Raw genomic sequence first — 25428 nt, 5'->3', positions numbered from 1 at the left:
AATAATTTTATATTATAATTTTTATTTTATAAGCTAATCTTTAATTTATGTTTTTTGATTTATATTTTAAAAATTTTTAATTTATATTTTACTTTATAATTTTAATTTTTGAACTAGAGCTAATATTCATAGCATTTGCTTCTTCAGTGTCAATATGGCATTCAAGTTTAGAGGCATCATTTGCTCTAATAGCTACATTACTGTAAATACCACCTCTTAAGTCATCAAATTTTATAGAGACTACTTGACCATCTGAAACACCAAAGCTTTTAGCATCTTCTGGTGTCATGTGTATATGTCTTTGTGCAACTATTACTCCTTCTTCAAGCTGTACTGAACCTTTTGGTCCAATTAAAGTTACTCCAGGTGTTTTGCACAAATCACCAGATAATCTTGGATGTTTAGCAACACCAAGTTTAAAACAATCTCCAGCTAATACTTCAACCTGAGTTTTACTTCTTGTAGGCCCAAGGATTCTAATTTTTTCAATAGCTCCCTTTGGTCCACAAATTGTTAAAGTCTCTTTGCATGCATACTGTCCAGGCTGTGACAAATCTTTCATTTTTGCCAGATGATAATCTTCACCAAATAAAATATTTAGATCCCCCTGTGAAAGATGTACATGCCTATTTGAAACACCTACTGGAATTTCAGATGAATCATTTTTCACTTCTGTATTAGCTCCGTTAGCTTGTACAGCTTCCAGTAAAAGCTTCAATATAGCTTCACATCCATCCATCTATTGTTCCCCCTTCATCGCCTTTACTATCTGATTAACTAATTTCATAAGTTCTTCATTATTAACACATGCATAATCATCAGTACTGTTGCACTTTGATGCAGCTACGTATTCAGCAGGACTTAAAGTTCCACATTGGTTTTGTGCAGAATGACAGTTCTCAGCAGTTTTTATACGATTGAAAGTTGGATCAGCAGAAGCTAATGTTGCACAATCTTTTAAGCCATAAGCAACTCTCTTTATATTAACTAGATGCATTGGGGTAACATTTTCAGATACTGAACTACCTCCCCAAGTACCACAACCAAGTGTAAATGATGGCATAAGACCTGTGCTTGCACCTGTTCCACCTTGAGCTCCTCCAGTATTAACTAAAATACGCGAAGCTGGCTTTCTAGCAAATTTCATTACTATATCTCTATCTTCAGTGTGAATACTCATTGTATGTCCAATTCCATTTTGAAGTAATTGAATACTTAATTCACACGCTTCTTTCCAGTCTTTTACTGTATAGAATCCAAGTACTGTTGTAAGCTTTTCAAAAGATAAAGGATAACCTTCTCCTACACCTTTTTGCTCTCCGATAAGTACTTTAGTTCCTTCCGGAATAGAAATTCCTGCAGCTTTTGCAATAACTTGAGGAGATCTACCTACAAACTTAGCATTCATATTGTGTCCATTCTTAAACAACAAAGCACAAACTTTATTAGTTTCCTCTGTTGTCATAAAATATCCACCTTGCTTTTTAAATTCTTCAACAACTAGGTTATGATTACACTCTTCACATATAATTGATTGTTCTGATGCACATATTGTACCATTATCAAATGTCTTACTTGCAATTATATTTCTAACAGCTTTTTCAACATTAGCACTTCTCTCTATATATGCTGGAGAATTTCCTGCTCCTACTCCAAGTGCAGGCTTACCAGAACTATAAGCAGCTTTTACCATACCTGGGCCACCTGTTGCTATAATGATAGCAACCTCTTTACTTTTCATTAATTCATTTGTTGCTCCAATGGTTGGTATAGAAATACATCCAATAATATCTTCAGGTGCTCCTGCTTCAATAGCTGCATCTTTCATTAATTTAGCTGCTTTAATTGTACATTCTGCTGCTGATGGATGTGGTGAAAATACTATAGCGTTTCTAGATTTAATTGCAATCATAGACTTAAAAATAGTAGTTGATGTTGGATTTGTAGATGGTACTATTCCCATTACTAAGCCAACCGGCTCTGCAATTTCAATCAGCTTATTTACCTCATCTTCTCTAATTACACCAATAGTCTTCATATCTTTTATTGCGTCATATAATATTGTAGATGCCATATGGTTTTTATAGGTCTTATCATTAACCTTACCAAACCCAGTTTCTTCTACAGCCATTTGCGCTAAACATACTGAATTTTCTTCAGCAACTTTAACCATATTACGTAAAATTCTATCAATTTGTTCTTCTGTATAATCTGCAATTTTTTCTGTTGCAACTTTTCCTAATCTTGCAAGATCTCTTGCTTCTTGTATAGAGCGCAAATCTTTATCAAAATTTCCCATTTTGTCATTCCTCCTTTTAGAATATTTGTGTATTAAAGTTATTTGTAATATGCTTTTATTTTACTAATTATTATCTTCTTACTTGCTTTTGAGATTGCTTTATTTGTAATCTCTAAATCATCATATTGACGAGCTAAATTTCTAAGGTTCATTAAATTAAGAGTATTTAAAACTTTTATAGCTTCTTCCATTCCACTATCTTTTACTAGATTATCTACAGTATCTTTCTGTAAATTCTCTATATCAATTTCTAAAGATTTAGTTTTATTTTCATCTTTTAAATTTTCATCAGCTATGTTTTCTATATTCTCAATTACAATGTTAGCTTCATCATTGTGATTGTAAGCTTCATTTATATTTTCAATGCTAATATCAGTATCTTTATTAAGATTAATATCTTTGTTATCATCGCTACCCTTATTAACATTGATATCAGTATTCTTATCAATCTTATCAATAACATCAATAACATTAATATCATCAATATTATCAGTATCATCATTAGCAGTATCATTTATATTAGAATCTTCTATGCTAACTGTTGTATTTTTAATTCCAATAATACTATCTAGCTCTTCATGTGGGCGTGGTATTACATGTTCTGAAACAAGCAATGAACTATCAAGCTTTTTAACAGCTGCAACACCAGCTTCTACTGCTGCTTTTACTGCACCTACATCTCCAGTTACTGCTACTGAAACAAGTCCACCACCAACATAAGTTTTATCAAAAATGCTAACATCTGCTGCTTTAAGCATTGTATCTGCACTTTCAATTGCTGCTAATAGTCCTCTTGTTTCTATTAATCCAAGTGCCTTCATAGCTTAATCCCCCCAAAGTTTACTATAAAAGATCCGCCCAGTTTGCAGGATAAGTAGTATAGAATACCCTTGCCTTATCTGGTGAACCCCAAACTACCTTAGAGCCTGATGGTACAAATAGTACATCTCCAGGATATGCAGTATAGGTCTTTCCATTAATCTCCACTGTTAAAGTTCCTTCAATAACATAATCAATTTCTTCATAAGTTAATTCCCAATCAAAGCGTGAATTTTCTATTGTTAAAAATCCAGCACTCATTTTAGATTCATCTTTGCTAACTAATTCCTGATAATAAGCCTTTACATTTGGATTACCTGTATCAAATACATCCATTTTAACTGTATTACCTCTAACAACCTTTAAACCACCTTTATCACTTTCAAAAGAGTAAGGTGTATTTGGTTTGTTTAAGCAATTAAGCATTTCTTGCACAAGACCTTTATCCATCATAGTTTTGAAAAATGTTAAAAGCATTTCACTATCTAGTCCATCCACACAAATTTTTTGTGCTTTATTTTGTTTTACTTCACAGGACTTTGTCTCACATTTAGGAGTCTCTGTAGTGAACTCTATTCCATTATTCCTTGCTAAATCTTTAGCTGATGGTGTAATAATTACATTACTATCAATATAAAATTTTGCTTCACCTTGTTTTATTAAGGCTTCAACATCTTTTGCACTAATTAACCTCTTCATTTACTCACATCCTTTCATTATAAAATTAATTTTATATAATGTTTTTACTCATTTTTAGAGTAAAGACTGTAGTAATCTGTCAGACGGAGATGGTATAATCTCTGCATTAACCAACAACCCTTTTTCCTCCATAATGGACTTTCCTGCATCAATACCTGCTTCAACTGCAGCTACATCACCAGTGAAGGTAAAGAAAGATTTTCCTCCAAGGCCTGTTCCTAGTCTAAGTTCTATTGGCTCCAAATTAGCAGCCTTTAAAACAGCATCTGCAGCTATAACCATATTTGCTATAGAGAAGGATTCTAAAATTCCTAGTGCCTGTATTCTCTCGGGCATTGTTGCTCCTGTAATTGCTGGAAAAACCAATGGACTTACATTGGGAATAATTATTGAGTCAATCCAAAACTCTCCTGCCATTTTTTCTCCTACACTTACTGATTCCTTTACAGCTGCAACGTCGCCACTAACTATTGCAATGTATTTTCCTGGACAAACAGAACTAGCAGTAACTATTTCAACTTCTGAAGTCTTAAGCATTTGATCCGCTGAATAAATTCCACGCGCAATGCTTGTAAATTCAACCATTCCTATTGCATTAGCCACATTAATCCCTCCTTATAGTTATAAAATCATTTTCAATCTCTATAATAGTTCCTGAAATACTTGTATGAATTGGAGCACCCAAACTTCCTTCTGGAACTTTACCTATTAAATCGCCAGCCTGAACATGGTCACCTATGTTCACACTGCAAATAGATGGCGCACCTACATGTTGTTGCTTTGCAATATAAACTCTTTCAGGTTCTAATGTAATATCTGTTAAAGGAGCTGGTTTGTCAAACTCTCTTAATCCTAGCCTAGCAATAAGTCTTTTACTTGGAACTAATCTATATTCACGAGCTTGTCTTCCCTCAAATTTATCTTGCACTGGCTTATACCTAATATTCTTTTCAGCAAGCTTTTGTTTAAAGTATAAATTAGCTGCTTTAGGATAAAGTCCAGCTGGACAAGAAAATAATTCACATAAATTACATTGACAACATAGTTGAGATATTTTTTGTCCTTCCATATCATCAAGATTATATGCCATAGCTCTCATCATTTTATGAGGTTGAGTGTTATGACCTAGTAGATATCTTGGGCACATATCAGTGCACATTCTACATTGTTCACAAGACGCTCTATTTACTCTTTTAGCTTGATCCATGCTAACAGACTTCTTACGAATCAGTGAATGACTTTTTTTAAGTATTACAAATCCTTTGTTTTTCTTTGTAACATATCCATCTAAACTTTTCATTACAGGTCCCATCATTGGACCACCATCAATAACTGCATAATCCTCAAAGTTATTGATTCCACTAAGCTTTAATACATCTATAATAGAAGTACCAACTGGTACTTTTACAGTTACAGGATTTGGAACATCTCCTGACACAGTAATATACTTTTCTGTAACTGATTTTCCAATAGAAGCATTATAGATATTTAAAGCTGTTTCACTATTAACAACTACACAACCAACTTGAATTGGAATACCAGCTTCTGGAACAACTCTTCCTGTAAGCTCATAAACAAGTACTTGTTCATCACCTGCTGGATAAATATCAGGAAGTTCTTTTACTTCAATTAAATTTCCTAATTGTAATTTGTTAATTCTATCTCTTAAAATATTAATTACTTCTTTATGCTTTCCTTTAATTCCTATAATTCCTGTCTTTGCATCAACTAGTTCTCTAGCTGCTTCAAATCCCTTTATTATCTCATCTGGAAATATCTCCATTAACTGTTGATCAACTCTCAAAAGAGGTTCACATTCAGCTCCGTTGAGAAGTATGTATTCTGCCTTTGATGCTAACTTAGCATGGGTAGGAAAACCTGCTCCACCTGCACCAATAACTCCTGCCTCTTTTACTTTATCTAAAAGACTCATTGTTATACCTCCTGAATTTATCTAAAATCACAATCTTCATCAATGATTCCTACAACAACTGCATCAACTGGAATATCATCATTACCTAACATTCTACGGGCAGAGGATCCAGTACATATAATTACTCTATCACCTATACCTGCACTAATAATATCTACTACTATTAGTCTTCTTCCTTCATTGATTCCACCAATTTCCTCAGCTAACATAAGCTTAAAACCACTAAGTGACTCAGCTTTTCTAGTTGCCCATACATTGCCAATAAGTTTTGCTGTTATCATAATGCTTTTCCTTCTTCCATCTTGATTTTAATTTCCTTGACTGCTGACTCCACAGAAGCTGTATCTCCAAAAATAGCAATTAAAATCATATTTTGAGGACAACTTCCTTTAATATCCTCAACTGTAACTCCAACAGCTTTTTCTGCAATATCTGCAGCGCAAATCATTTCTATCATTCTTCCTTGAACAAGGCCAACTGCATCTATAGTATTTAAATCTGTTTTGCAATTTACTCCCATACGTCGTTTTAGAATATCTATAGTCCCTTCAGAGGGTGATTTTATAATCCTAAACTCCATATCTTTTCACTCTCCTTATTCAATAATTTCTTTTGTACAGCTAAGGGCTATTCCTAATGGTGTAACAAACATTGGATTTTGAGGCTTATGTGTATATATTCCTGTTTGTTTTTGGATGATTTCTTCTATTCCAGTTAAACAACAAGTTCCACCTACTAAAGAAATCTCTTTAACATCATGGCCTTCTATATGTTCATTGATAATAGATGAAACTTTTTCAACTACAGGTTTTAATACTGGAAGTAATTCTTTATGCCTTTTATTGTCTCTTTTAAATTTATCTGCTTCTGCAAAAGACATGCCATAAGCTCCTGAAATAACTAATGAAAAGTGAGTTCCACCTGTTGGCTCATCGACTACATAAACGACTTCCCCATTCTTTAATATAGAAATACCTGTTGTTCCACCACCTATATCTACGACTGCTCCATTTTCAATTTTAAGAACTTTATTTGCAGCTGTAGGTTCATCTAATATACTTGTAAGTTCAAACCCTGCTGCTTGCACTACATTTTTAATAGCTCCTGAATCTAAAGCGTCTGTTCCTGGTGGAATTGCTGCTGCTGCATAAAGTAGCTCTGCGCCTAATTTTTCTTCGATCTCTTCTTTTAATTCTCTTACAATCTTAACAGCACCAATATAGTCAACAACCATACCATCACGAACTACATCTGCATATCTATAGGCTCCTGCAACTGGTTTATAGTTTTCATCTAAAACAGCTAGTACCACACATGCAGTACCTAAATCAACACCTGTATAGTAAATTGATGATTTTTCTATAATGGGCTTGTTTATAACTTCTTCAAAGTCATGAACAAGCTTATCACAATATTCAAAAGTTAATTCTCTCTCTGACATCTCTTTCCTCCAATAATTGAACAAATCATTTGGGATATGGTATTAATAATTGAATTTATATTTTTAATAACATCTTTCCCTAAATTGTCATCATCTTCATAAACTTCAAAAACATAAGGTTCTAATTCATGAAGAGCACAACGAAGTGTATGCAATTTTAGAATTTCCTTGCTTTTTTCAAGTTGCATATAAAACTCTGTAATTTCAAAGCAGTCACCAATGTCATCATAAAAATTATTTGAATTTATTCCAGTACATTCTTGACAACTAAGGATCTCTAATTCACTTTTTCCATCTATAAATTTTCTAATATTTGTAATCTTCTTACCTAAGGCAATAATATTTTGTGATATGATAATATCTTCTTTTAAAATATCACTACTTGTAACAAGGAATATTGCTTCAATAGATTTTAATTTATAATAAAGCTTCTTCTTATTGTTATTTTCCCTTGGCAATATTTCTGATTGCTTTACTTCAGGATTTTCCTTATTCTTGCAAGCAACCTCATCTAACATTTTTATACCTCTATCAGAAATATATTGTCTTGCTCCAGGTGTAAGGCGCTCTCCCTGAACTAATTGATAAGTACTAAAGGGTTCTTTCTTATACAAATCTCTTAAATACTCTTCAGTAATAAATTTCATCATTGCCCCCTTTGTTTTACCCTTCTTTTAATAAATATTCTTTTAAATCATCAATACCTATCCTTTTAGAAAAACTAATGTGAAAATATGGCTCTGAAACTCCTATGATTTTTAATTGTCTTAAGCAATTTTCTTTATTTTCTGGCATTAAATCACATTTAGTTATTACTCCTATTACAGGGCATCTAAAGGACTTTGCAAATCCATGAGGATACACATCTGCGCATCTTGATTGGTCAATTAAAATTAATACATGTGATGCATCTTGTGCTGCTGCAATTATATGCTTATACATCCAAGAATTTTCTATATATGATCCTGGGACATCAATGGTATTTTTACCATAAATCATATCCTGTGTTCTTTTTAATTCACCTTGGTAATTATTTAATTCATTTACTAATGTGGTTTTTCCACATCTTGAAGGGCCAATTACCATTATTCTTTTCTTTCTCATGTTCTTGTAATGGGAGCAGGTGTAAACCCAAGTAAATTTTTCAACGTATCATTTACAGCAGTAAGTGCAGTTTCAACGCTCTGTACATCTCCATTTATAACTACAGATCCTGTAAAACGATCTAAGAATCCAATTTCAACATCTGCGACCTTTGTAGCAATGTCTGCTGCAATAATAGCAGTTTCATAAGGAGTTAAAGTTAAAATTCCTATAGCTCCTTTTTCATCAATCCCTAAACGTTCATAGATATCTGGCATAGGTGAAGCAATAACATGAGCTATTGTGATTTGCTTACCTGGCACTGACTCTTGTATAACACGTTGTATATTTCTTTCAAGAAATTCTCCCATAAACCTTACCTTCCATTTTTTATTTATTTAGTGACGAATCACTTTAACAGGTAAATCATATTTTTTAATCCAGCTTTCAATTCTATCTAAGTCTTCATTGCTTAAGCTTGGATCTCCTTCAATTGGATATTCCATTCCTAATTGTTTGTATTTATTTACTCCCATCTTGTGATATGGAAGTAAGTCAATTCCTTTAAAATTCTTGTAATCTTTAAAAGGAATTAAAAATTTCATAGCATTTTCAATGTCATCTTGACAATCATTTACACCCTTTAATAAAGGCATTCTGATTTTAACATTATATTTGCGACGAAGAAGTTCTTTTAAGTTCTCTAATATTTGTTCATTTCTCACTCCAGTTAGTTGAAAGTGTTTGTCTGAATCAATATGCTTCATATCAAATAGAAATAAATCTGTAAACTCCGCAGCCTTTAATACTGATTCTAATTTTGCATATCCACAGGTTTCAATTGCAGTATTTATACCTTCTTGTTTGCATGCCATAAGTAAATTACTAGCTGCTTCTGGTTGCATTAAAACTTCACCACCACCTAAGGTAACACCCCCACCTGAAACTTCATAAAATTCTCTATCTTCTTCAACAATTTCTACAAGCTCAGAAATTGTTTTTACTTCTCCTACTATGGATAATGCTGAGTTTAAGCAAGCATTATCACACTTTCCACACCCAATACAATCAATATTACGATTTACCTCATGCTTTAAAGTTTCGTTGGAAATAGTATGTATTCCAACCGGACAAACAGAAACGCAAGCACCACAATCAACACATGAATTACTTTTAAACATAACTCTATATTTCTTTAAAATTCCCTCAGGATTAGCACACCATTTACAACGTAATGGACATCCTTGAAAAAATATTAGAGTTCTTACTCCTGGTCCATCGTACATATTGTATTTTTGTACATTGAAAATTGTTGCTTTTCGTTCGATTATACCTAAGTTTTTATTCCCCATACTATTCAGTCTCCAGTCTCATTTATCATAACTTTAAATATATAATTTAATTGTTACCTTGCCACCAAAATCTTTAATTTCAGTGGCAAGATTTATAAAAATTAATTTATAGTCAAAAGATATTTATTTACTTGTCTGTAATTTACAAAACAATTTAAAGTGTTTTAAAAATGTGTTAGCATAGTTCTGCTGATAATTTCATCTTGAACATCTTTACATAACTCAACGAAGTACGCACTATATCCTGCAACACGAACAATTAAATCACGATATTGTTCAGGATGTTTTTGTGCTTCAATTAAGGTATTGTTATCTAAATAGTTGAATTGAATTTCACCAAGTCCAAGAGCACAAGCACTACGTAATAAAGTTATAATACCTTCTTCTCCTTCTTTTGTATCAAGAAGTCCAGCTATAAGCTTAAAGTTATGAACCATACCAATGTTCATATTGTCACAAGCCATTTTTGATACAGATTTAATTATTGCTGTTGGTCCCTTATAGTCTGCACCTTGAGTTGGACTTATACCATCAGATAATGGCATCCATGCTCTACGTCCATTAGCTGTTGCACCAGTTAATTGACCAAATGGAGTGTTATTAGAGATTGATAAAGTACCATGACTTAGTACTGAATATAAAGTTTTAAATTTACGGTGCTCCATTTCAGTAAAATTGATTAAGTCAGCAGCAATGTAATCTGCGTAATCATCATCATTACCATACTTAGGTGCTTCTAAACAATCTTTTCTAAGCTTTTCATATCCAACAAAATCAGCCTTTAATGCTTCATTTAATTCTCTTAATGTATATTTCTTTTCTTCAAATACTAACCTTTTAATAGCAGCCATAGAGTCTGCATAAGTAGCTAGTCCACTCCATACTACTCCTGGTCCAAAGTTATACATTGCTCCACCAGCTTCAACGCCTCTACCTTTTTCCATACAACCTTCATACATTATAGACATTAAAGGTTTTGGAGCAAGATCTTTGTGAACACGTTGTGAAATTACAGTAGCAACACTACTCCACTTAGTTATATATTTAATTTGTTCCTTAACTGCAATTTCAAATTCTTCATAAGTTCTAAAGTTATCTATATTACCCATATCTGGACAAACTTGTTTTTTATACCAAAGAGGTACACCATTATTAAGTACAAGTTCTATACATATTGGCCATTGAGTGTAAGCAGTAGATGTCCATTGATAAAGTCTTCCTGATTTTTGAGGTTCAACACAACCCATTAAACAGTAATCTCTTGCATCTTCAATAGAAACTCCCTTTGCTAACATCATCTTTATGTGTACATCATCAAAGTGACAAGCTGGGAATCCCATTCCTGCACGAACTACATCAACTATCTTTTTAAGGTATTTATGTGGTGATTTCTTATGAATACGGCATGCTAATGATGGTTGATAAATCTTAACATGACGAACTGCATCCATAAGTAAGTAAGTTAAATCATTTGTAGCATCACGTCCATCTCTTGTAACACCACCAACACACATATTAACAAATGGTTGATATCCAGCGAAGAACTTAGAACCACCTTCACTTGTAATCCACATCATTTCAGACATTTTAATAAGCATACAGCCTGATAATTCAAATGCTTCAAAATCATTCATTCTGCCTGATTCAATATCAGCTTTATAATATGGATACATATATTGATCCACACGTCCTATAGACATACCTGTTTGGTTTTCTTCAACTACTAGTAAAGATTCTATAGTCCAAACTGCTTGAATTGCTTCCCAGAATGTGCTTGGCTTATGAGCTGGTACCCTTGCATTAACTTCAGATATCTTTTGAAGTTCTGCTTTACGCTTAGGATTTGTTTCTTTAGCAGCTAATTCTGCAGCATATTCTGATAAACGCTTAGCATAAATCATTACGCCTTCTGTAGTATCAATTACTGCTTTATAGAAATATATTTTTTCTATATCATCAGGATTTTCATACTGAAGCTTTTCAAGATTCTCTTTAGCTTCACGTTGAATATCTAACATACCCTTTTCCATTAAAATTACATCATATCCTGGGTTTGAGTCTCCTCCACCATTAATAGCATGGTATGAACAGTCTGAAACAAAGGACTCACCTGAAAGTTCCCAAACACCGGCTTCACGATACTGATCTTCGCAGTATTCATCAACTGATTTACCTGCCCAGTATGGGAATAATTCTTCTTTCATAATCTTCTTATCTTCTTCAGAAATATAGAATGGATCTTGAGCACGATTACCTATAGTATCAATTTCATCAACCATCCATCTCCATGCTATATCAGGAGAAAATGCTCCTGCACGAGGTGCACCACATGGAGCTCCTACAATAAGTTCATTATCTTGAATTACTAATGGTGCAGTTTCACAACAATATTTAAAACACTTAGCACGTAATAAAATCTTAGGCATACCAGGATTTTCTTTAGCTATCTTTGTAATAGCTCTTGCACGATGTGTTGTTATTGTTGGAACTTGTTTTAAATAGTTTTCCTTTAATTTTACTAAACGATTTGTTATTCCATCTGGAATTTTATCGCCTTCATTATTTAATACTGTTTTTGAAACAGGTTCTTCTTTTGAAATTTCTTTTGATATACTTTCAAACATCTTCATTAAAGATTCACGTTCTTCAGAAGACATATGTTGAGTAGCTTCCATAAACTTATTTGAAAATTCACGAATATCCAAATCCTTACCTCTCATTCTTTAAATATTTTTCATATTTATAATCTTATCTTCTATTTTAAATTTTGTATTACCTTCTTTAATAGGCTTTCTAGAAATTCTACATTATCTAAAGTACAACCTTCTTTTACTTCAACCTCTTTAGATAAAGATGTACTTTCTTCTAATTTATCATTAACGATTTCATTAGCTTTACGTACTCCATATCCAATTTTTCTAATATATATTAGATTTCTTGGTGAAACATTATCAGATGTCATACCATGTCCTGCAGAACCACTACCTAATGTCATTGAAGGAAATAAATTAGTAGTTGCTCCCATACTTCCTAAAGCTCCAGGTGTATTTACTAGCACTCTACCTACTGGTTTTTTTAGTGCAAATTGACGGATAACTTCCTCATCTCTTGAATGTATAATTAGAGTATGTCCTTGTCTTTCACTTAGTAATAATTCAATACATTTTTCACAAGCATGCATCCAGTCATCTTCAATGTAATATGCTAAAACTGGACAAAGTTTTTCCCTAGAGTAAGGATTACTCTGTGAAACATACTTTTGCTTTGAAATAAGAACTTTTACATCATTAGAGACACTAAAGCCTGCTTTTTTTGCTAATTCTTGTGCTGATTTACCAACAACATCTGATTCAGCACTTCCACCATTATAGGAGAAAATTAAAGCAAGTTTCTTCGACTCTTCTTCATTCATAAAGTAAGCACCATTTTTTTCTAGCTCTTTCTTCACTTCAGATTCGATACAACTATCTACCACAATAGACTGTTCAGCTGCTGAAACAACTCCATTATCAAAAGTCTTACTAGCAATTATATCTTTAACAGCTTGTTTTATATCTGCTGTACGTTCTATAAAAGCTGGTCCATTACCATTTCCACCATATATTACTGGCTTTCCAGATTTATAGGCTTCTTTTAGTAAACTTGGTACACCTGTATTTATTATTAATGAAGCATCTTTATGATTCATTAGCTCTAATGTTCCACTTTTTGTAACATTATGAAGGTATGTAAGTGCTCCTTCTGGTAGCCCATATCCTTCAGCTGCACGAATCAAAATATCTAAAGTTCTTGAAATTGTATTTTTAGCTCTTGGATGAGGTGAAAATATAATTGCATTTCCTGATTTTATTGCAATTAAGGCCTTATATATTGTGGTAGAAACTGGACTTGTTGATGGACAAAAGGCGATTATTACTCCCATAGGTACACCTACATCCATTGTTTTATTTTCTTTATCTTCACTAATTATTCCAACACAATTCATACCTTTTAATCTGTGACTTAGATACTTACAGATAAAATGATTCTTTATATACTTATCTTCCCATTTTCCGTAATCTGTTTCATCACTAGACATCATTGCAAGTTCTGAAAGATGCTTTTCTATTTCTTCAGTCATCCTTTCAACAATTTCATCAAGCTTTTTTTGTGAAAAAGTTGCTAATTTTCTTTGAGCTTCACGAGCATTTTCAACAAGAATTCTCGATTCTTGTATGGAGAGTAAATCGTTATCTATTATATTCATTTTTTTCTCTCCTTTTTATAAGAAATAACTATAATATTCTTTTACTTTTAAGGCATCAAATTAGTAATTTTGTAACGCTCAATAATCTTTTCAAGATCTGGGTGAGGTCTTGCAATAACAACTGAACTATAAAGGTTTCCACCTTCCATACTTTCAACTGCTTTTACTCCAGCTTCAACTGCTGTTTTACAAGCTCCTACATCTCCACGAACAAGAACCGATATATATCCTGATGCAACGTTTTCATAACCTATAAGTTCAACATCAGCTGCTTTGCACATGGCATCTGCTGCTTCTAAAACGAAAACTAAGCCAAAAGTTTCAATTAATCCTAAAGCTTCATAACGTGCCATTTAAACACCTTTCCTTTCATTAAATTTAAGAATCTATATCATGTACTGAAACAATATCTCCAACTTCTCTAATAGGACGTGGCATAACATTTTTTGCTGTTAGCTTACCTATTGCAGCTGCTGCTTCAGCACCTGCTTCTACAGCTGATCTAACTGCTGCTACATCACCTTTAACCATAATTGTAACTAGGGTTGATCCAACGTTTTCATATGATATTAATTCAACGTTTGCAGCCTTTAACATTTTGTCAGCTGCCTCAAGTGCCGGAACTAATCCGATTGTTTCTACAAGACCTAATGCTTCATCACCATAATATCTCATTCACAATTCCCCCCTCTCCTTTTAACAAATTAGCTTAGTCTTTAATATATCTATTTATTGTTGCTGCTCCTTCTTCATGAGCATGATAGTAAACTCTTAGCTCACCATTGTTATCCATATCAAATCTTGTTTCCTCAAGAAGGCCATTTGCTTCTGCTGTCATTAAAGCTGTAATTATATCTTTCTTATTAAGAGCTTTAAATTTACCATATTCACCTTTTAATGCATTAATTACATCATTAGCGCAGGCTTCTTCAACAGTAGTAAAATGCTTTAATATAGCATAATTAAGTGGCTTCATAATGGTCTACCTCCTTATCAGTATCTTTATTCTTCTTTCTAAATAAATCAAGTGGATTCATAGCAATAACTAGAATACCAAAAATCATTAGAACAGCTCCAATCCAAACTACTGGAGGTAATGCCCATCCATCCATTCCTGCGAATACTCCAAGTACAATCCAACAACAGAATGGTCCCCAGAATGAATAAGTACCATTACATGCCATACCAAGAGCTGCACCACACATACTATTACCGTTATACCAGCACATGTATGAAACGAATGCACAAAGTCCACTTAACGCAAACCAAATCATAGAAGAACTACTTGTAAATGCTTCAACAACTAAATTAGCTGAAAAACCAACTCCATCACCAAATATCATTCCAAAAATAGGAACTAGAATTATTAGATTTGATAAACCTGATGTTGCTTGACGGATTGTAATTCCAATCTCTGAATCAATCATTGATGTACCATATCCAGCAACACATCCTTCAAATCCCCATCCAAGAGCTGCTATAAATGCAATGCATAATCCAAGGAACATTCCTTCTGGGGCATCTCCTGAAAGGCTTGTACTACCAATAAGAAAACTTGAAGCAACACAAATTGCAATACCAGCCATCATACGTTTATTTAATTCTTGCTTAAATAATATTCTTCCTAAGATAGCACCGATAGCTGGACAAAGAGCTGTAATAGGAATAACTATTGATCCAGCCATTTGAAGTCCAACAACATAAGCTGTACTTGAAATTGGGCCTCCAATAAGAGCAGCTAGAATCATTACTCCACCTGGAGTTGTTCTAATACATCTAAAGAAATCACCAATTTTTCCTTTTATAGTTGCATAAATCATTGCCCAAACAGCACTACATGTATCATTTACTGCACTACCAAGAGCTCCCAGTAAATATGTAATTACAAGTACTGATAAGCCTGCATTGTTATCGCCATACCAATCGGCCCAAACACCTTTCTTCATTCCAAGTGTCATAAATGCGGAATAAAATCCATACATAAGACCTGAGAATAATGCGATAGAAATACCTTTTTTAAGGAAATTAGATGATAATTTCTTTTTAGCAGCAATTGCTGACGAATTAGCCGCTCCTGACATTTCACTCATAAATAAAACTCCCTCCATTTAAACGTTATCACGTTTGATTGTATATTATCATTAAATAAAGATTTATAATGACCATACTAAACTTTTAATAAGTATAAAATTACTTATTAAAAGCACTACAAGAACTCCTTTGAGTTTAATTACACTTGTTATAATTTTATCTCTAGGATATTTTATTTGTTTTGAAATTATGGAATAACTTTTCATCTTATGTATGTTTGTAGGTATTTTTTACTCTTGATTAAATTATAGTCCTTTCCCTATAGGGGAAAGTCAATATGTATTTTAATTGCACTGTTTAGTTTTATCTCTATAAATTTTTAATATAGATTTTCTTTTCATTAATTTTTTACTTAACTACACCTAAACCTATTGTATTAAAGGTTTTAAAAGTACCATCCAATATTTGTAATTATGTAGAATTATACTGATTTTTTTAATTTAAAAAATATAAAAAGCATCTTAACTGATAAATCTATAATAATTTATCCCTTAAAATGCTTTTATTTATAATTTATACGTTACCCTAAGGGTAACGTTTTCACCAAAGTCATTATTTTTTACCCCTACTAATCTTAACCATCACTTCTGTTACAAACTTATCAGTATTTTTAGTTGTCCAATAATCAGTAACATATCTTTCGTATGAATTATTTTCATATTTGTATTTATTTTTTTCTGCCCAATCTCTTATCTTTTTATATGTTTCATTAATTGTTTCATGTGAGCCTACATGATAGCAAGATGCTACCATACATCCACCAAATTCAACTGTTTTACACTCTTTACATTTTAATATTGTTTCCTGCATTATTTTCATTTTATTACACTTTCCATTCATCTTATCTTCAAAAGACGGAAACTGTATTATTACAGGACCAGTTATTGCATTATTTATATCTTCTATATAATTAGTAAATTCTATATTTATTATAGAATCCATATAATCATAATTAAATTTTTGATCTAAGTACACCATTCTACAGCTGTCCACATATTTTACTGAAACTTCTTTAATATCATTTTCTATAACTGTCTGGGCTTCAATTATAAGATCATACCAATCTTTTATAGATTTAAGTTTTAAATTTATTTCACTTTCTTCCTCCTTAAGTTCATCTATTTTATTTCTAAAGCTCTTTTCAAAAACTGAATAAGATGTTCCTTCAAGAAATTCCTTCATTTCTTCAAGTTTAAAGCCACTTTGTTTATAGTATTTTATCATTGGTACAGATAATAAAGTTTTTTTACTATAATATCTATACCCGCTTTCATCAGACACTTTATCAGGCGATAATATCCCCATTTTATCATAATACCTAAGTGCTTTTTTTGATAAATTACATATCTCTCCAACCTTCCCGATGCAATACAATTCACTTTGTCTCATAAAACAACCTCCCCTATTTTCTCCCCAGAATTTAGCTGTAATGAAATTCAGTTACATATCTTCCACCTTTATAGTTTACTTAAAATTTAAGTTATTTTCAATATTTAATATTTATATATATGGTTATTTTAAATGCATATAATTTTGCGTTATCTTTCTCTATCTATTTTAAATAAAAGGCTGTCTTATATAAAAATGCTTATATGACAATCACCTCATCACTAATTCACTAGGTTCATACAGAATCCATAGCGGCTTATAGACTGTTTACTTACTTTTAAAATAACTAATGCACTATGTTAAAACAGAACCACAAAAAAATCGAACAAAAAACCACTCATTTCTGAGTGGTTTTAATTAAACTATTTACTTCCTGAAACTTTATCTAAAATCTTTAATAAATCTTCTCTTGTTACTTCTCTAGGATTTGTAGCCGTACAAATATCCTTCATAGCAGCAGTTATTATTTCTTCTTTTACTTCATTTAGTAAGTTTAAGTCTGATCCTTGCTCCTTTAATGTAGTGGGAATCATTAGTTTCTTTTGAAGGTCAACAATACATTTAATTAAATTGTTAACTCCAATAGGTACTGTAGAAGCATGTAAATTCAACACCTTTGCTAATCTTTGATACTTTCTAGCAGCTAAATCATATTCTTTATTATAATTATCTATATTTAAATTAGCGTTATATTCTATAACGTGAGGAAGTATTATTGCATTACTTCTTCCATGAGATATATGCAATTTTCCTCCTACAGCATGTGCTAAGCTATGTGTAATACCAAGTCCAGCTGAATTGAAAGCCATACCTGCTAAACAAGATGCATTATGAATTTTTTCTCTTGCTAATAAGTTATTTCCATCAGCAAAAGCCTCTGGTAAAAATTTAACAGCTAAAGAAAGTGCTTTTTCTGCTAAAGCATCTGAAAAATCATTAGCATCCTTTGAAACATAAGCTTCTATTGCATGTGTAATTACATCCATACCTGTGTCTGCTGTAATAGCTGAAGGTACAGAAGTTACAAGCTCAGGATCAAGTATTGCTACCATAGGAAGAAGTGATTTATCTGATAAAGCATATTTTAATCCTTCCTTTTTATCAGTTATTACTGCATATTGAGTAGCTTCAGAACCTGTCCCACTTGTAGTAGGAATAGCAAAACATTCTTCTACTTCAAAATCTGAACCTAGAAGTTTTTTTGAATACTCTCTTATAGCCTTAGCTGCATCAATTGAAGATCCACCACCAAGAGCTATAATAGTCCTTGCACCACAACCTTTTAATTTTTGAATACCAGCAGCAATAATTTCCACTGAAGGATCTGGTACTATATCACTAAATATAGTTACCTCACAATTAACTAACCTTTCTTGAATCTTTGCAGCCATACCTGAAGACTCTATAAACTTGTCACATACAATCAACACTTTTTTATCTTTTATTTCACTTAATCGACTTAAAGAACCTTCTCCAAAATAAATATTGGTACTAACACTAAATTCTTTCATATAAATTTCTCCTAATTTTAAGTTTATAAAATATGAATAATTTAGTCATTCCTTAAATTTCAAAACAATGATTAATAATTACCCTACAATATAATTATAATTAATCACAATAAATCTTTATTTGTTAATTATACTACAATCATATTGAGATAGCAAATGATTACATGACATTAATTCTATTTCTAAATAAATTTACTACTGAAATTTCTATTATTAGTTTCAGCGCCTTTATCTAAAAATAATAAAGTCTTCATAATATATCTAGTCCAGTTAATTATTTAGCTTTATTATATATAATTCATTTTTTTAAGAGCATATATTAAAAATTCCTCTGCTAAACTTTCGCTTTTAATATTCTTTAGTGCATCTTTGAAAGTAAACCATTGTGCTTTATCAATTTCATCATTAATTTGTCCTAAATCTTCACTATCCGCTGTGCAAATAAAATTACACATTAGAGTGTTAGTTCTTTCAAAATATCTACTCTTCATATATTCATAATCTTTAATATTAAGACCGATCTCTTCTTTTACTTCTCTTACTAAAGTTTGTTCTGCATCTTCGCCTTTATTAATATATCCTGCTACAAGTATATTATCTAATCGTCCATACTGTTGTATAAGTAATACTTTATTTTTATCAGGGTTCAAAATAACTGCACTTATAGCTGAACTAAAAGTAGGAAAATGAAATACTTCACATTTATTACAATATGGAATTTCTCCCTCATTATTACACTGCTTGTTTATTAACTTAGTTCCACACTTAAAACAATAATTCATACTATTACTCCTTGTACCTCTATATAATTCATAATCATTTGTTTGCACCAATTCTCAATTTACATATCTTAGAATCAAGAACATTATAAATTCTTTAATAAATCATTTTTCTTTTTCTGTAATAATATATTATAATTCCGTTATAAAGTAAATAAAAAAACTCATAGTTCATATTATATATATTTTACACTTATTTTGGGTATTATTCTTAGCATTATTACTAAGTGAGGTTTTATAAGTAATTTATAAAGTCTCAATTTCAACTTTTATCGCTGTAGCTTCATCTAACTGAATCCAATTTAGATTCGCCTTGAATTCTGAAGTAACTTTATCTAAATTGCATATATTTTCTACAACATAAGCTCCTTTATTTTCAACATATTTATCTATTTCTACATGAGCTCTACCATGTTGAATTCCACTTAAATCAATACCTATTAATTTTACATTACAATCTAATAATTTATCTATAAGTTCATTAGTTAAATATGGACTTGATTTAGTATTAAAATACTCTTCACTTCCATATCCATAGCTTTCTAAGTATCCTGTTCTAAATATTACAAAAGAGCCTGCCTTAATTGATAAATTATCTAATATATTAACGTCTATAATATCTAAATTTCTAACATCTACTACCCTAACATCTATTTTTGATGCTAACTCTATACTTGATAGATTATAGCAATCTATATGAGTTCCTATATGTTGCCTTTGATGTGCTGGCTGTGAGTCTCCCCACTTCAATATTTTTTCTGGAATATTAAATTCTATTAAATGTAAATTCATATTATATTTCCCCCGATGATTCTATTATTTTATCTAAATAGTTATTAAATTTTATTAGGAATCTAGCTACAATCTCTTGATCTTCCTCAGTTATATCTTTAAAGAAATTATTATTTCTTTCTTCCCATTGCTTATGTTTTATTTCATGATATTTATATAATTCTTCACCTGATTCTGTTAACTTAAAATATATTTCTTTGTCATTCTCTGGCTTTTTATATTTAACAATAAGATTATTACTCAAAAGCTTTTTGCACAGTTTACTTATTGCACCTCTTGTCATATTCATACTTTGAGATATTTTAGTAACATTAGGCTCCTTTATTTTCCCTATAAAATCTAAGCAATGTATTTCTGAAATCCCATAATCTTCATATTCACCTTTAAATGCTAATTTTCCTATAGTTTCTTCCTTTTCATATATACTTTTTAAACTCTCCATAATAGTATTGATATTATCCACTTTAAAAACCTCCCTTAGAAACCTAATAAAATAATATTCATAACTTTGTTTCCTTAGAAACAATATTATTACATTTTTGTTTCCTTGTCAACATTTTATATAAATTAATCTAATATCTAATCCTTAATTTTATGTAATACAAAAAAGCTATCAGAATAATAATTCCAATAGCTTCTTATTAAAAAATTAAATAAAAATATTATTTTGTTATTCTCTATAAAACCTCTAGGTTTCCCAAATAAATTATTTTTCTAGCTCAATCACAATATCGTCCAATGTAAGTTCACCATCTCCATTACCTGATACTTGGTGTACATCATTTGATAAATGTACCTTAGGAGTTATTATTAGCTTAGTTGCATTTGGATCTAGTCTGCCAAAGTTTGACATAGAATCTCCTGAATATCTTCCTTCACTACCTGCATTTGTTGTACAACTTGTTGCAGTATAAACATTTCCTAAGTCATCTTTTACTTCTTGTATTGGAATATCTACAGAAAAATATTTTTCCTGTAATTCTTTAGAAACTTCTTGAAAATAGTCTAAGGTAAATGATACTTCAGTCTTAGAAATGCTCTTTATATTTAATTTAACTCCATTTTTTTCAGTCTCCTTATTTACAGATTGTTTAACATTATCTAATGCCTTTAGATTAATTTTAAAATTCCAATTTCCCTTTATTTCTTTAGAACTCTCAGAACTCATATCTCCTATATCTGCAAAGTTTAGTTCAAAACTTATAGCTTTTCTTTCTTCATCTATAGTAATGTTTTCTCGACCTACATAAGTATTCTCATCAACTTTTTTTACTCCAGAATTTCCTCCTGTGCTTCCATTATAATCATTTATAGTAAGTCTAGGTCCATGCATATTAAAAAGTGGATTCTCCCCTAAATCTTTATCACTTTTTATTTCATAAGTATATGTTAATGTTCTTCCATTAAATATTGCTTCTTTTATAGTAACCTTAATACCATTACTTTCTTGCGTAAAATCTACTACATCTGCATAATCCTTATATTTATCATATGCACCTGTTCTGCCATTATCTAAAAATCTAAATATATCTCCAACTATAGGGATTTCTGCTGCATATGCTGGATTTGTTATTCCAACTGCTCCAATACTTCCAACCAATGAACAACATAACACTGCTGCAACTAGACTCTTCTTCTTCCATCCTCTATTTTTATTTATACATTTCTTTAAATAATTTTTCACTTTTGCTTTTTCAACTTCTGATACTTCCATTGTTTCAATTTCACTTTCATCTATATCTACATCATTTATTAATTCATAAATATCCTTCATATTACATTACCTCCAAATTCAATCTAGTTGCTTGTTTACTAAGTAGCTTCTTACCTCTGTAAATCCTGTTATCTATAGCCGTTCTGCTCATTTTAAATTTTTTAGCTATATCCTCTGACTGTACACCTAAGAAAAATTTCATAGTAAATATTTCTCTATCTAAAGGTTGAAGAGTGTTTATTAGCTTTATTAATTCATTTCTATTTTCCATAGTAATAATTTCATCTTCCACTAATCTATTAGTAGTTATTTCTTTGTCTTCTAAGCTTACATCAGAATTTTTAACTTCTTTTCTGTAATAATCAATAGCTTTAAACTTAGCTATTTTATATATCCATTTTTTAAAATCTACTTCTTCACCAGTGAATTTGTCTGTATTATTCCATACTGAAAGAAATACATCATTTATACATTCATCAATAATTCCATCTCTTTCAAGTGGTGAAAGTACTTTATATATAGCTGATTTAACTAATCCTAAATATTTATCTACTATGAATTCTAAAGCATCCTCTTTTCCTTTTTTCAGTCTATCAATATAATTTTTTTCGGTACAACTCATTGAAATTTCTCCAATCTAATAGTTTTGTAAAAGCCTTTCCACTTTATATAACGTAAACAAAATTATTTTCTCTCATATTATTTTTATTTACTATCTATATTTCTATTTTTAAAAACTAATCTAATTTCATTATACTTAACTCCACGATCACTTAGTTAATTTAAAATAATTTTTCCCATGTAAAATTTCAGCATATTAAAAAGAAGAAGGAGAACCTCCTCCATCTGGACTTGGCTCTCCTTAATTACTTAGACACATTATTAAGTTATTATTAAATTAGCTCTACAACATACTCTTTTTATTTCTATGTTAATTATATTTCTTCTCTACAAATTGCATGACTGAGTAGCATACCGAATACAATAAACACCACAACCATACTCACCATAACTGCGTATGGTCTCCAAATCAACATGTCGAAACGGAACCCAGACACCTCATTTATCACCTGTGATGATGCCAGTGGCAACGCATTTAATATATATTGAAAGAATCTTCCTGATATCTTGATAAATGAAGCCATGAGGATATAGAAAATATTTATTGAAATTCCTATTGCTGTAGTGAAATTCGTATTTGCTGTTTTGTAGGATATCCACCCCATAATAGTTGTTAAAGCCAGTACTCCCAAAAGTTCACTCACAAACATCAAGAGCATTCCACCACCTAATGTGAAATTTCCTATAGAAAATAGTGCAAATACTTTCAAACTGCTCTTCAAAGCCTGAAGTCCCGTAGCCGAACCTATAACTGACACCATGCCAAGTGTTGCCACTAAAGTTAACAGTAGACCATATATCATAACTGGCAGAAGGCGAATAGCCATCATTCTTTTTCCAAGTTTTGTTGCATAAATAATTTCCATACTACCATCTTCCATGCTATCAGAATAAGTGGCTGCTGCAAAAAATGTCACCATAAAGATAATTATTAGATAAATAACCTTAAGATTATCAATTCCTAAATTCCAATAATAATATCCTGGATACTTAACAAAAGGCGTCTTTACCTTGTTTAGTTCTTCTAATGCTTTTGCTTGATCCTTTTCAGGAATTTTTTCTATAAGTGCAATAGATTTTTTTCTCCAACACTTATAAAATTTTTTTGCATAATCATCTGGAAAGTCTTCAATTCTATTTTCACCATATAACACTTCAGGATGAACCTTAACTAAACCGTTCATAAAAGTTAAAAGTGATCTATATTTTATTTCATCTGATTTTTCATCCCTTACCTTTTTCAGTCCTAACCATAATTTATCTTCCGTCATTTCACCAGAATAAACAGCTTCTTCTTTTAACACTTCAGGTAGATTTTTCTCTCCTACTATCAGTATTGCTAACCCAACAGTCAAAAGAAGTATCCCTATTATTGAGAAAAGCACATATCTTGTAAAAAGTCGACGCTTTAATTCTTGATATATCATCTCTTTACCTCCTTCTATAGTTTAATGCGGTGAATACTGTGCTAAGTAAGAATATAACTCCACTTACTATCAGCAAAATTAATGGTATTAAGAAAACTTTTCCATAAAGTGTTCTCATAGGGAATTTAGTCAATCCTACGAATTGTAGATATGAAAATGTTGCTCCTCCAGGTAACAATATTTTAATTGCATCAATAATTGGAGCATCTATATTAATAAACACACCTAATAGAAAAGCTCCTAGTATTGTCAATATAGAGAATTGAATGGCCTTTGAAGATTTCTTAGCTATAGATGAAATCCAAGTAGAAAAGCTTGCTATTGTTAAGATTCCTATAGCTCCGAAAATAAATAAATTTCTAAGTAATTCACCTAGGTTGTATGTAAGAAAGCTTTCAGTAAAAACCTGTATTGATGTATTTAAAGCATCAGCAGGCAATAAAAGTCTCAGAAGCACAACATAAACACCAACTCCACAAAGATAGATAATAAATGCCATAACCCAAGGTATAACAATCTTTGCTACAGCGAGATTCTTCCTACCCTTCATTGTAGTTGTGATAATCTCATCCATTCCATTTTCTTTATCTTTCGCTATAATGGAACCTGCAAAAATTCCTACCATAATCATAAGTACAAATGAGAAAAACATCATATGTTGAATTCCGTCATCCCATTGTTTAAATCCACTATAATAAGTATAAGGTTTTTTTACGCTATTCCAAATTGAAAGAGCTAATTCCTTTTCACTTTCATTATGTGCGTTTTTATCAATATAATCACGATAATAAAGATCTTCATTTTCATAAAAATGTCTTCCTGCATCCTTCGGAATATCCCAAAGATGCTCTGTAGATGCTCCTATCATGTTTCTAAGCCTTAACTCTTGCATAACTAGCATGTCAGCATAAACAGCATGTTCTAATAGGTCTTTAGTCATTTCTACATTACTTTCGTCATTACCTCTTAATGCACTAAGAAACGCATCACAACCACTTTGAAATTTATCTTCAGTCATTTCTCCAGCAGTAACATTTCTATCCTTAGCTGCCACTTCTATTGCCGCTTTACCTTTATAGTCTTTGTAACATCCTGTCTGCATAAATCCCTCAGTAGCTCCCCCTACAATAAACCATGTCCATAATCCTGCTAATGTAATTGCAATTAAAATATATGTTATCAGCCTTTTAAAATTAAGCTGTCTTTTTAACTCTTGAAAAAATATATCCATT

The 25428-nt window shown here is 31.4% G+C and carries 28 protein-coding genes; all 28 read right to left on the bottom strand.

All coding sequences use genetic code 11. The features are described 5' to 3' along the window. Positions 1-88: 88 nt before the first annotated feature. On the bottom strand, positions 89-739 hold the full coding sequence (locus tag ACYUEX_RS15020) for a phosphate propanoyltransferase (protein WP_460288920.1): 651 nt from the start codon (positions 737-739) through the stop codon (positions 89-91). Beyond that, complete coding sequence (locus ACYUEX_RS15015) at positions 740-2299, bottom strand: acetaldehyde dehydrogenase (acetylating) (protein ID WP_460288919.1); 1560 nt, start codon at positions 2297-2299, stop codon at positions 740-742. A 38-nt stretch (positions 2300-2337) separates the two neighbouring features. Beyond that, entirely contained in the window at positions 2338-3120 is a 783-nt protein-coding gene (locus tag ACYUEX_RS15010) for a BMC domain-containing protein (protein ID WP_460288918.1), read from the bottom strand. A gap of 22 nt (positions 3121-3142) precedes the next feature. Continuing rightward, positions 3143-3817 (bottom strand): cupin domain-containing protein, encoded by a 675-nt coding sequence (locus ACYUEX_RS15005; protein WP_460288917.1) that lies wholly within the window; start codon positions 3815-3817, stop codon positions 3143-3145. A gap of 54 nt (positions 3818-3871) precedes the next feature. Continuing rightward, positions 3872-4420, bottom strand: coding sequence for a BMC domain-containing protein (locus ACYUEX_RS15000; protein WP_460288916.1), 549 nt, complete (start codon positions 4418-4420; stop codon positions 3872-3874). Position 4421: 1 nt separating this feature from the next. Beyond that, on the bottom strand, positions 4422-5750 hold the full coding sequence (locus ACYUEX_RS14995) for a 4Fe-4S dicluster domain-containing protein (protein WP_460288915.1): 1329 nt from the start codon (positions 5748-5750) through the stop codon (positions 4422-4424). 17 nt (positions 5751-5767) lie between these two features. Beyond that, a complete protein-coding gene (locus ACYUEX_RS14990) occupies positions 5768-6031 on the bottom strand; it encodes a EutN/CcmL family microcompartment protein (RefSeq protein WP_460288914.1) in 264 nt (87 codons plus the stop codon). After that, positions 6028-6330, bottom strand: a complete 303-nt coding sequence (locus ACYUEX_RS14985; protein ID WP_460288913.1) for a BMC domain-containing protein — start codon at positions 6328-6330, stop codon at positions 6028-6030. The genes ACYUEX_RS14990 and ACYUEX_RS14985 overlap by 4 nt, the downstream gene beginning before the upstream one ends. Positions 6331-6345: 15 nt before the next feature. After that, positions 6346-7191 (bottom strand): ethanolamine utilization protein EutJ, encoded by an 846-nt coding sequence (gene eutJ / locus ACYUEX_RS14980; protein ID WP_460288912.1) that lies wholly within the window; start codon positions 7189-7191, stop codon positions 6346-6348. Beyond that, positions 7173-7841 (bottom strand): cobalamin adenosyltransferase, encoded by a 669-nt coding sequence (locus ACYUEX_RS14975; RefSeq protein WP_460288911.1) that lies wholly within the window; start codon positions 7839-7841, stop codon positions 7173-7175. Before ACYUEX_RS14975 ends, eutJ begins: the two co-directional genes overlap by 19 nt. Positions 7842-7854: 13 nt before the next feature. Beyond that, a complete protein-coding gene (locus ACYUEX_RS14970; RefSeq protein ID WP_460288910.1) occupies positions 7855-8295 on the bottom strand; it encodes a EutP/PduV family microcompartment system protein in 441 nt (146 codons plus the stop codon). After that, entirely contained in the window at positions 8292-8645 is a 354-nt protein-coding gene (locus tag ACYUEX_RS14965) for a BMC domain-containing protein (RefSeq protein WP_460288909.1), read from the bottom strand. Before ACYUEX_RS14965 ends, ACYUEX_RS14970 begins: the two co-directional genes overlap by 4 nt. A 27-nt stretch (positions 8646-8672) precedes the next feature. Beyond that, a complete protein-coding gene (cutD, locus tag ACYUEX_RS14960; protein WP_460288908.1) occupies positions 8673-9626 on the bottom strand; it encodes a choline TMA-lyase-activating enzyme in 954 nt (317 codons plus the stop codon). A 164-nt stretch (positions 9627-9790) separates the two neighbouring features. Further along, positions 9791-12331 carry a choline trimethylamine-lyase gene (gene cutC, locus ACYUEX_RS14955; protein ID WP_460288907.1) on the bottom strand — a complete coding sequence of 847 codons (2541 nt, stop codon included), beginning with the start codon at positions 12329-12331 and terminating at the stop codon, positions 9791-9793. A 50-nt stretch (positions 12332-12381) separates the two neighbouring features. Further along, positions 12382-13872, bottom strand: coding sequence for an aldehyde dehydrogenase family protein (locus ACYUEX_RS14950; RefSeq protein WP_460288906.1), 1491 nt, complete (start codon positions 13870-13872; stop codon positions 12382-12384). A 47-nt stretch (positions 13873-13919) separates the two neighbouring features. Beyond that, positions 13920-14225 (bottom strand): BMC domain-containing protein, encoded by a 306-nt coding sequence (locus ACYUEX_RS14945; RefSeq protein ID WP_411167481.1) that lies wholly within the window; start codon positions 14223-14225, stop codon positions 13920-13922. Positions 14226-14250: 25 nt separating this feature from the next. Further along, positions 14251-14547 carry a BMC domain-containing protein gene (locus ACYUEX_RS14940; protein ID WP_411167480.1) on the bottom strand — a complete coding sequence of 99 codons (297 nt, stop codon included), beginning with the start codon at positions 14545-14547 and terminating at the stop codon, positions 14251-14253. Positions 14548-14581: 34 nt separating this feature from the next. After that, positions 14582-14848, bottom strand: coding sequence for a hypothetical protein (locus tag ACYUEX_RS14935; protein WP_411167479.1), 267 nt, complete (start codon positions 14846-14848; stop codon positions 14582-14584). Continuing rightward, a complete protein-coding gene (locus ACYUEX_RS14930) occupies positions 14835-15962 on the bottom strand; it encodes a hypothetical protein (RefSeq protein WP_460288905.1) in 1128 nt (375 codons plus the stop codon). The genes ACYUEX_RS14935 and ACYUEX_RS14930 overlap by 14 nt, the downstream gene beginning before the upstream one ends. Positions 15963-16515: 553 nt before the next feature. Next, positions 16516-17352 (bottom strand): MerR family transcriptional regulator, encoded by an 837-nt coding sequence (locus ACYUEX_RS14925; protein ID WP_460288904.1) that lies wholly within the window; start codon positions 17350-17352, stop codon positions 16516-16518. Between the two features lie 362 nt (positions 17353-17714). Next, on the bottom strand, positions 17715-18863 hold the full coding sequence (locus tag ACYUEX_RS14920) for a 1-propanol dehydrogenase PduQ (protein WP_460288903.1): 1149 nt from the start codon (positions 18861-18863) through the stop codon (positions 17715-17717). A gap of 287 nt (positions 18864-19150) precedes the next feature. Then, entirely contained in the window at positions 19151-19645 is a 495-nt protein-coding gene (locus tag ACYUEX_RS14915) for an NAD(+) diphosphatase (RefSeq protein ID WP_460288902.1), read from the bottom strand. A 243-nt stretch (positions 19646-19888) separates the two neighbouring features. Then, entirely contained in the window at positions 19889-20434 is a 546-nt protein-coding gene (locus tag ACYUEX_RS14910) for a cyclase family protein (protein ID WP_460288901.1), read from the bottom strand. A gap of 1 nt (position 20435) precedes the next feature. Next, entirely contained in the window at positions 20436-20876 is a 441-nt protein-coding gene (locus ACYUEX_RS14905; RefSeq protein WP_460288959.1) for a MarR family transcriptional regulator, read from the bottom strand. Between the two features lie 264 nt (positions 20877-21140). After that, entirely contained in the window at positions 21141-22208 is a 1068-nt protein-coding gene (locus tag ACYUEX_RS14900) for a DUF4179 domain-containing protein (protein WP_460288900.1), read from the bottom strand. 1 nt (position 22209) lies between these two features. Continuing rightward, positions 22210-22770, bottom strand: coding sequence for a sigma-70 family RNA polymerase sigma factor (locus ACYUEX_RS14895; RefSeq protein ID WP_460288899.1), 561 nt, complete (start codon positions 22768-22770; stop codon positions 22210-22212). 313 nt (positions 22771-23083) lie between these two features. After that, a complete protein-coding gene (locus ACYUEX_RS14890) occupies positions 23084-24196 on the bottom strand; it encodes a hypothetical protein (protein WP_460288898.1) in 1113 nt (370 codons plus the stop codon). Positions 24197-24200: 4 nt separating this feature from the next. After that, entirely contained in the window at positions 24201-25427 is a 1227-nt protein-coding gene (locus ACYUEX_RS14885; protein ID WP_460288897.1) for an ABC transporter permease, read from the bottom strand. Position 25428: the final 1 nt, after the last annotated feature.

Source organism: Clostridium sp. CTA-7 (assembly GCF_054768095.1).
Note: the sequence above shows the minus strand (reverse complement) of the source record. Positions and strands in the feature narration are given on the sequence as shown.

Bases quoted from the DNA above. Each gene is read 5' to 3' on its own strand.
- cutD (WP_460288908.1), bottom strand. From the start codon at position 9,626: ATGGGGAATAAAAACTTAGGTATAATCGAACGAAAAGCAACAATTTTC.
- ACYUEX_RS14995 (WP_460288915.1), bottom strand. From the start codon at position 5,750: ATGAGTCTTTTAGATAAAGTAAAAGAGGCAGGAGTTATTGGTGCAGGT.
- ACYUEX_RS14890 (WP_460288898.1), bottom strand. From the start codon at position 24,196: ATGATATATCAAGAATTAAAGCGTCGACTTTTTACAAGATATGTGCTT.
- ACYUEX_RS14990 (WP_460288914.1), bottom strand. From the start codon at position 6,031: ATGATAACAGCAAAACTTATTGGCAATGTATGGGCAACTAGAAAAGCT.
- ACYUEX_RS14900 (WP_460288900.1), bottom strand. From the start codon at position 22,208: ATGAAGGATATTTATGAATTAATAAATGATGTAGATATAGATGAAAGT.
- eutJ (WP_460288912.1), bottom strand. From the start codon at position 7,191: ATGTCAGAGAGAGAATTAACTTTTGAATATTGTGATAAGCTTGTTCAT.
- ACYUEX_RS14945 (WP_411167481.1), bottom strand. From the start codon at position 14,225: ATGGCACGTTATGAAGCTTTAGGATTAATTGAAACTTTTGGCTTAGTT.
- ACYUEX_RS15010 (WP_460288918.1), bottom strand. From the start codon at position 3,120: ATGAAGGCACTTGGATTAATAGAAACAAGAGGACTATTAGCAGCAATT.
- ACYUEX_RS14970 (WP_460288910.1), bottom strand. From the start codon at position 8,295: ATGAGAAAGAAAAGAATAATGGTAATTGGCCCTTCAAGATGTGGAAAA.
- ACYUEX_RS14925 (WP_460288904.1), bottom strand. From the start codon at position 17,352: ATGAGACAAAGTGAATTGTATTGCATCGGGAAGGTTGGAGAGATATGT.
- ACYUEX_RS14950 (WP_460288906.1), bottom strand. From the start codon at position 13,872: ATGAATATAATAGATAACGATTTACTCTCCATACAAGAATCGAGAATT.
- ACYUEX_RS15005 (WP_460288917.1), bottom strand. From the start codon at position 3,817: ATGAAGAGGTTAATTAGTGCAAAAGATGTTGAAGCCTTAATAAAACAA.
- ACYUEX_RS14965 (WP_460288909.1), bottom strand. From the start codon at position 8,645: ATGGGAGAATTTCTTGAAAGAAATATACAACGTGTTATACAAGAGTCA.
- ACYUEX_RS14895 (WP_460288899.1), bottom strand. From the start codon at position 22,770: ATGAGTTGTACCGAAAAAAATTATATTGATAGACTGAAAAAAGGAAAA.
- ACYUEX_RS15015 (WP_460288919.1), bottom strand. From the start codon at position 2,299: ATGGGAAATTTTGATAAAGATTTGCGCTCTATACAAGAAGCAAGAGAT.
- ACYUEX_RS14975 (WP_460288911.1), bottom strand. From the start codon at position 7,841: ATGATGAAATTTATTACTGAAGAGTATTTAAGAGATTTGTATAAGAAA.
- ACYUEX_RS14940 (WP_411167480.1), bottom strand. From the start codon at position 14,547: ATGAGATATTATGGTGATGAAGCATTAGGTCTTGTAGAAACAATCGGA.
- ACYUEX_RS14935 (WP_411167479.1), bottom strand. From the start codon at position 14,848: ATGAAGCCACTTAATTATGCTATATTAAAGCATTTTACTACTGTTGAA.
- ACYUEX_RS14885 (WP_460288897.1), bottom strand. From the start codon at position 25,427: ATGGATATATTTTTTCAAGAGTTAAAAAGACAGCTTAATTTTAAAAGG.
- ACYUEX_RS14920 (WP_460288903.1), bottom strand. From the start codon at position 18,863: ATGAAAGAATTTAGTGTTAGTACCAATATTTATTTTGGAGAAGGTTCT.
- ACYUEX_RS14985 (WP_460288913.1), bottom strand. From the start codon at position 6,330: ATGGAGTTTAGGATTATAAAATCACCCTCTGAAGGGACTATAGATATT.
- ACYUEX_RS14910 (WP_460288901.1), bottom strand. From the start codon at position 20,434: ATGAATTTACATTTAATAGAATTTAATATTCCAGAAAAAATATTGAAG.
- ACYUEX_RS14905 (WP_460288959.1), bottom strand. From the start codon at position 20,876: ATGGAGAGTTTAAAAAGTATATATGAAAAGGAAGAAACTATAGGAAAA.
- ACYUEX_RS14930 (WP_460288905.1), bottom strand. From the start codon at position 15,962: ATGAGTGAAATGTCAGGAGCGGCTAATTCGTCAGCAATTGCTGCTAAA.
- ACYUEX_RS15020 (WP_460288920.1), bottom strand. From the start codon at position 739: ATGGATGGATGTGAAGCTATATTGAAGCTTTTACTGGAAGCTGTACAA.
- ACYUEX_RS14915 (WP_460288902.1), bottom strand. From the start codon at position 19,645: ATGAATTATTGTTTTAAGTGTGGAACTAAGTTAATAAACAAGCAGTGT.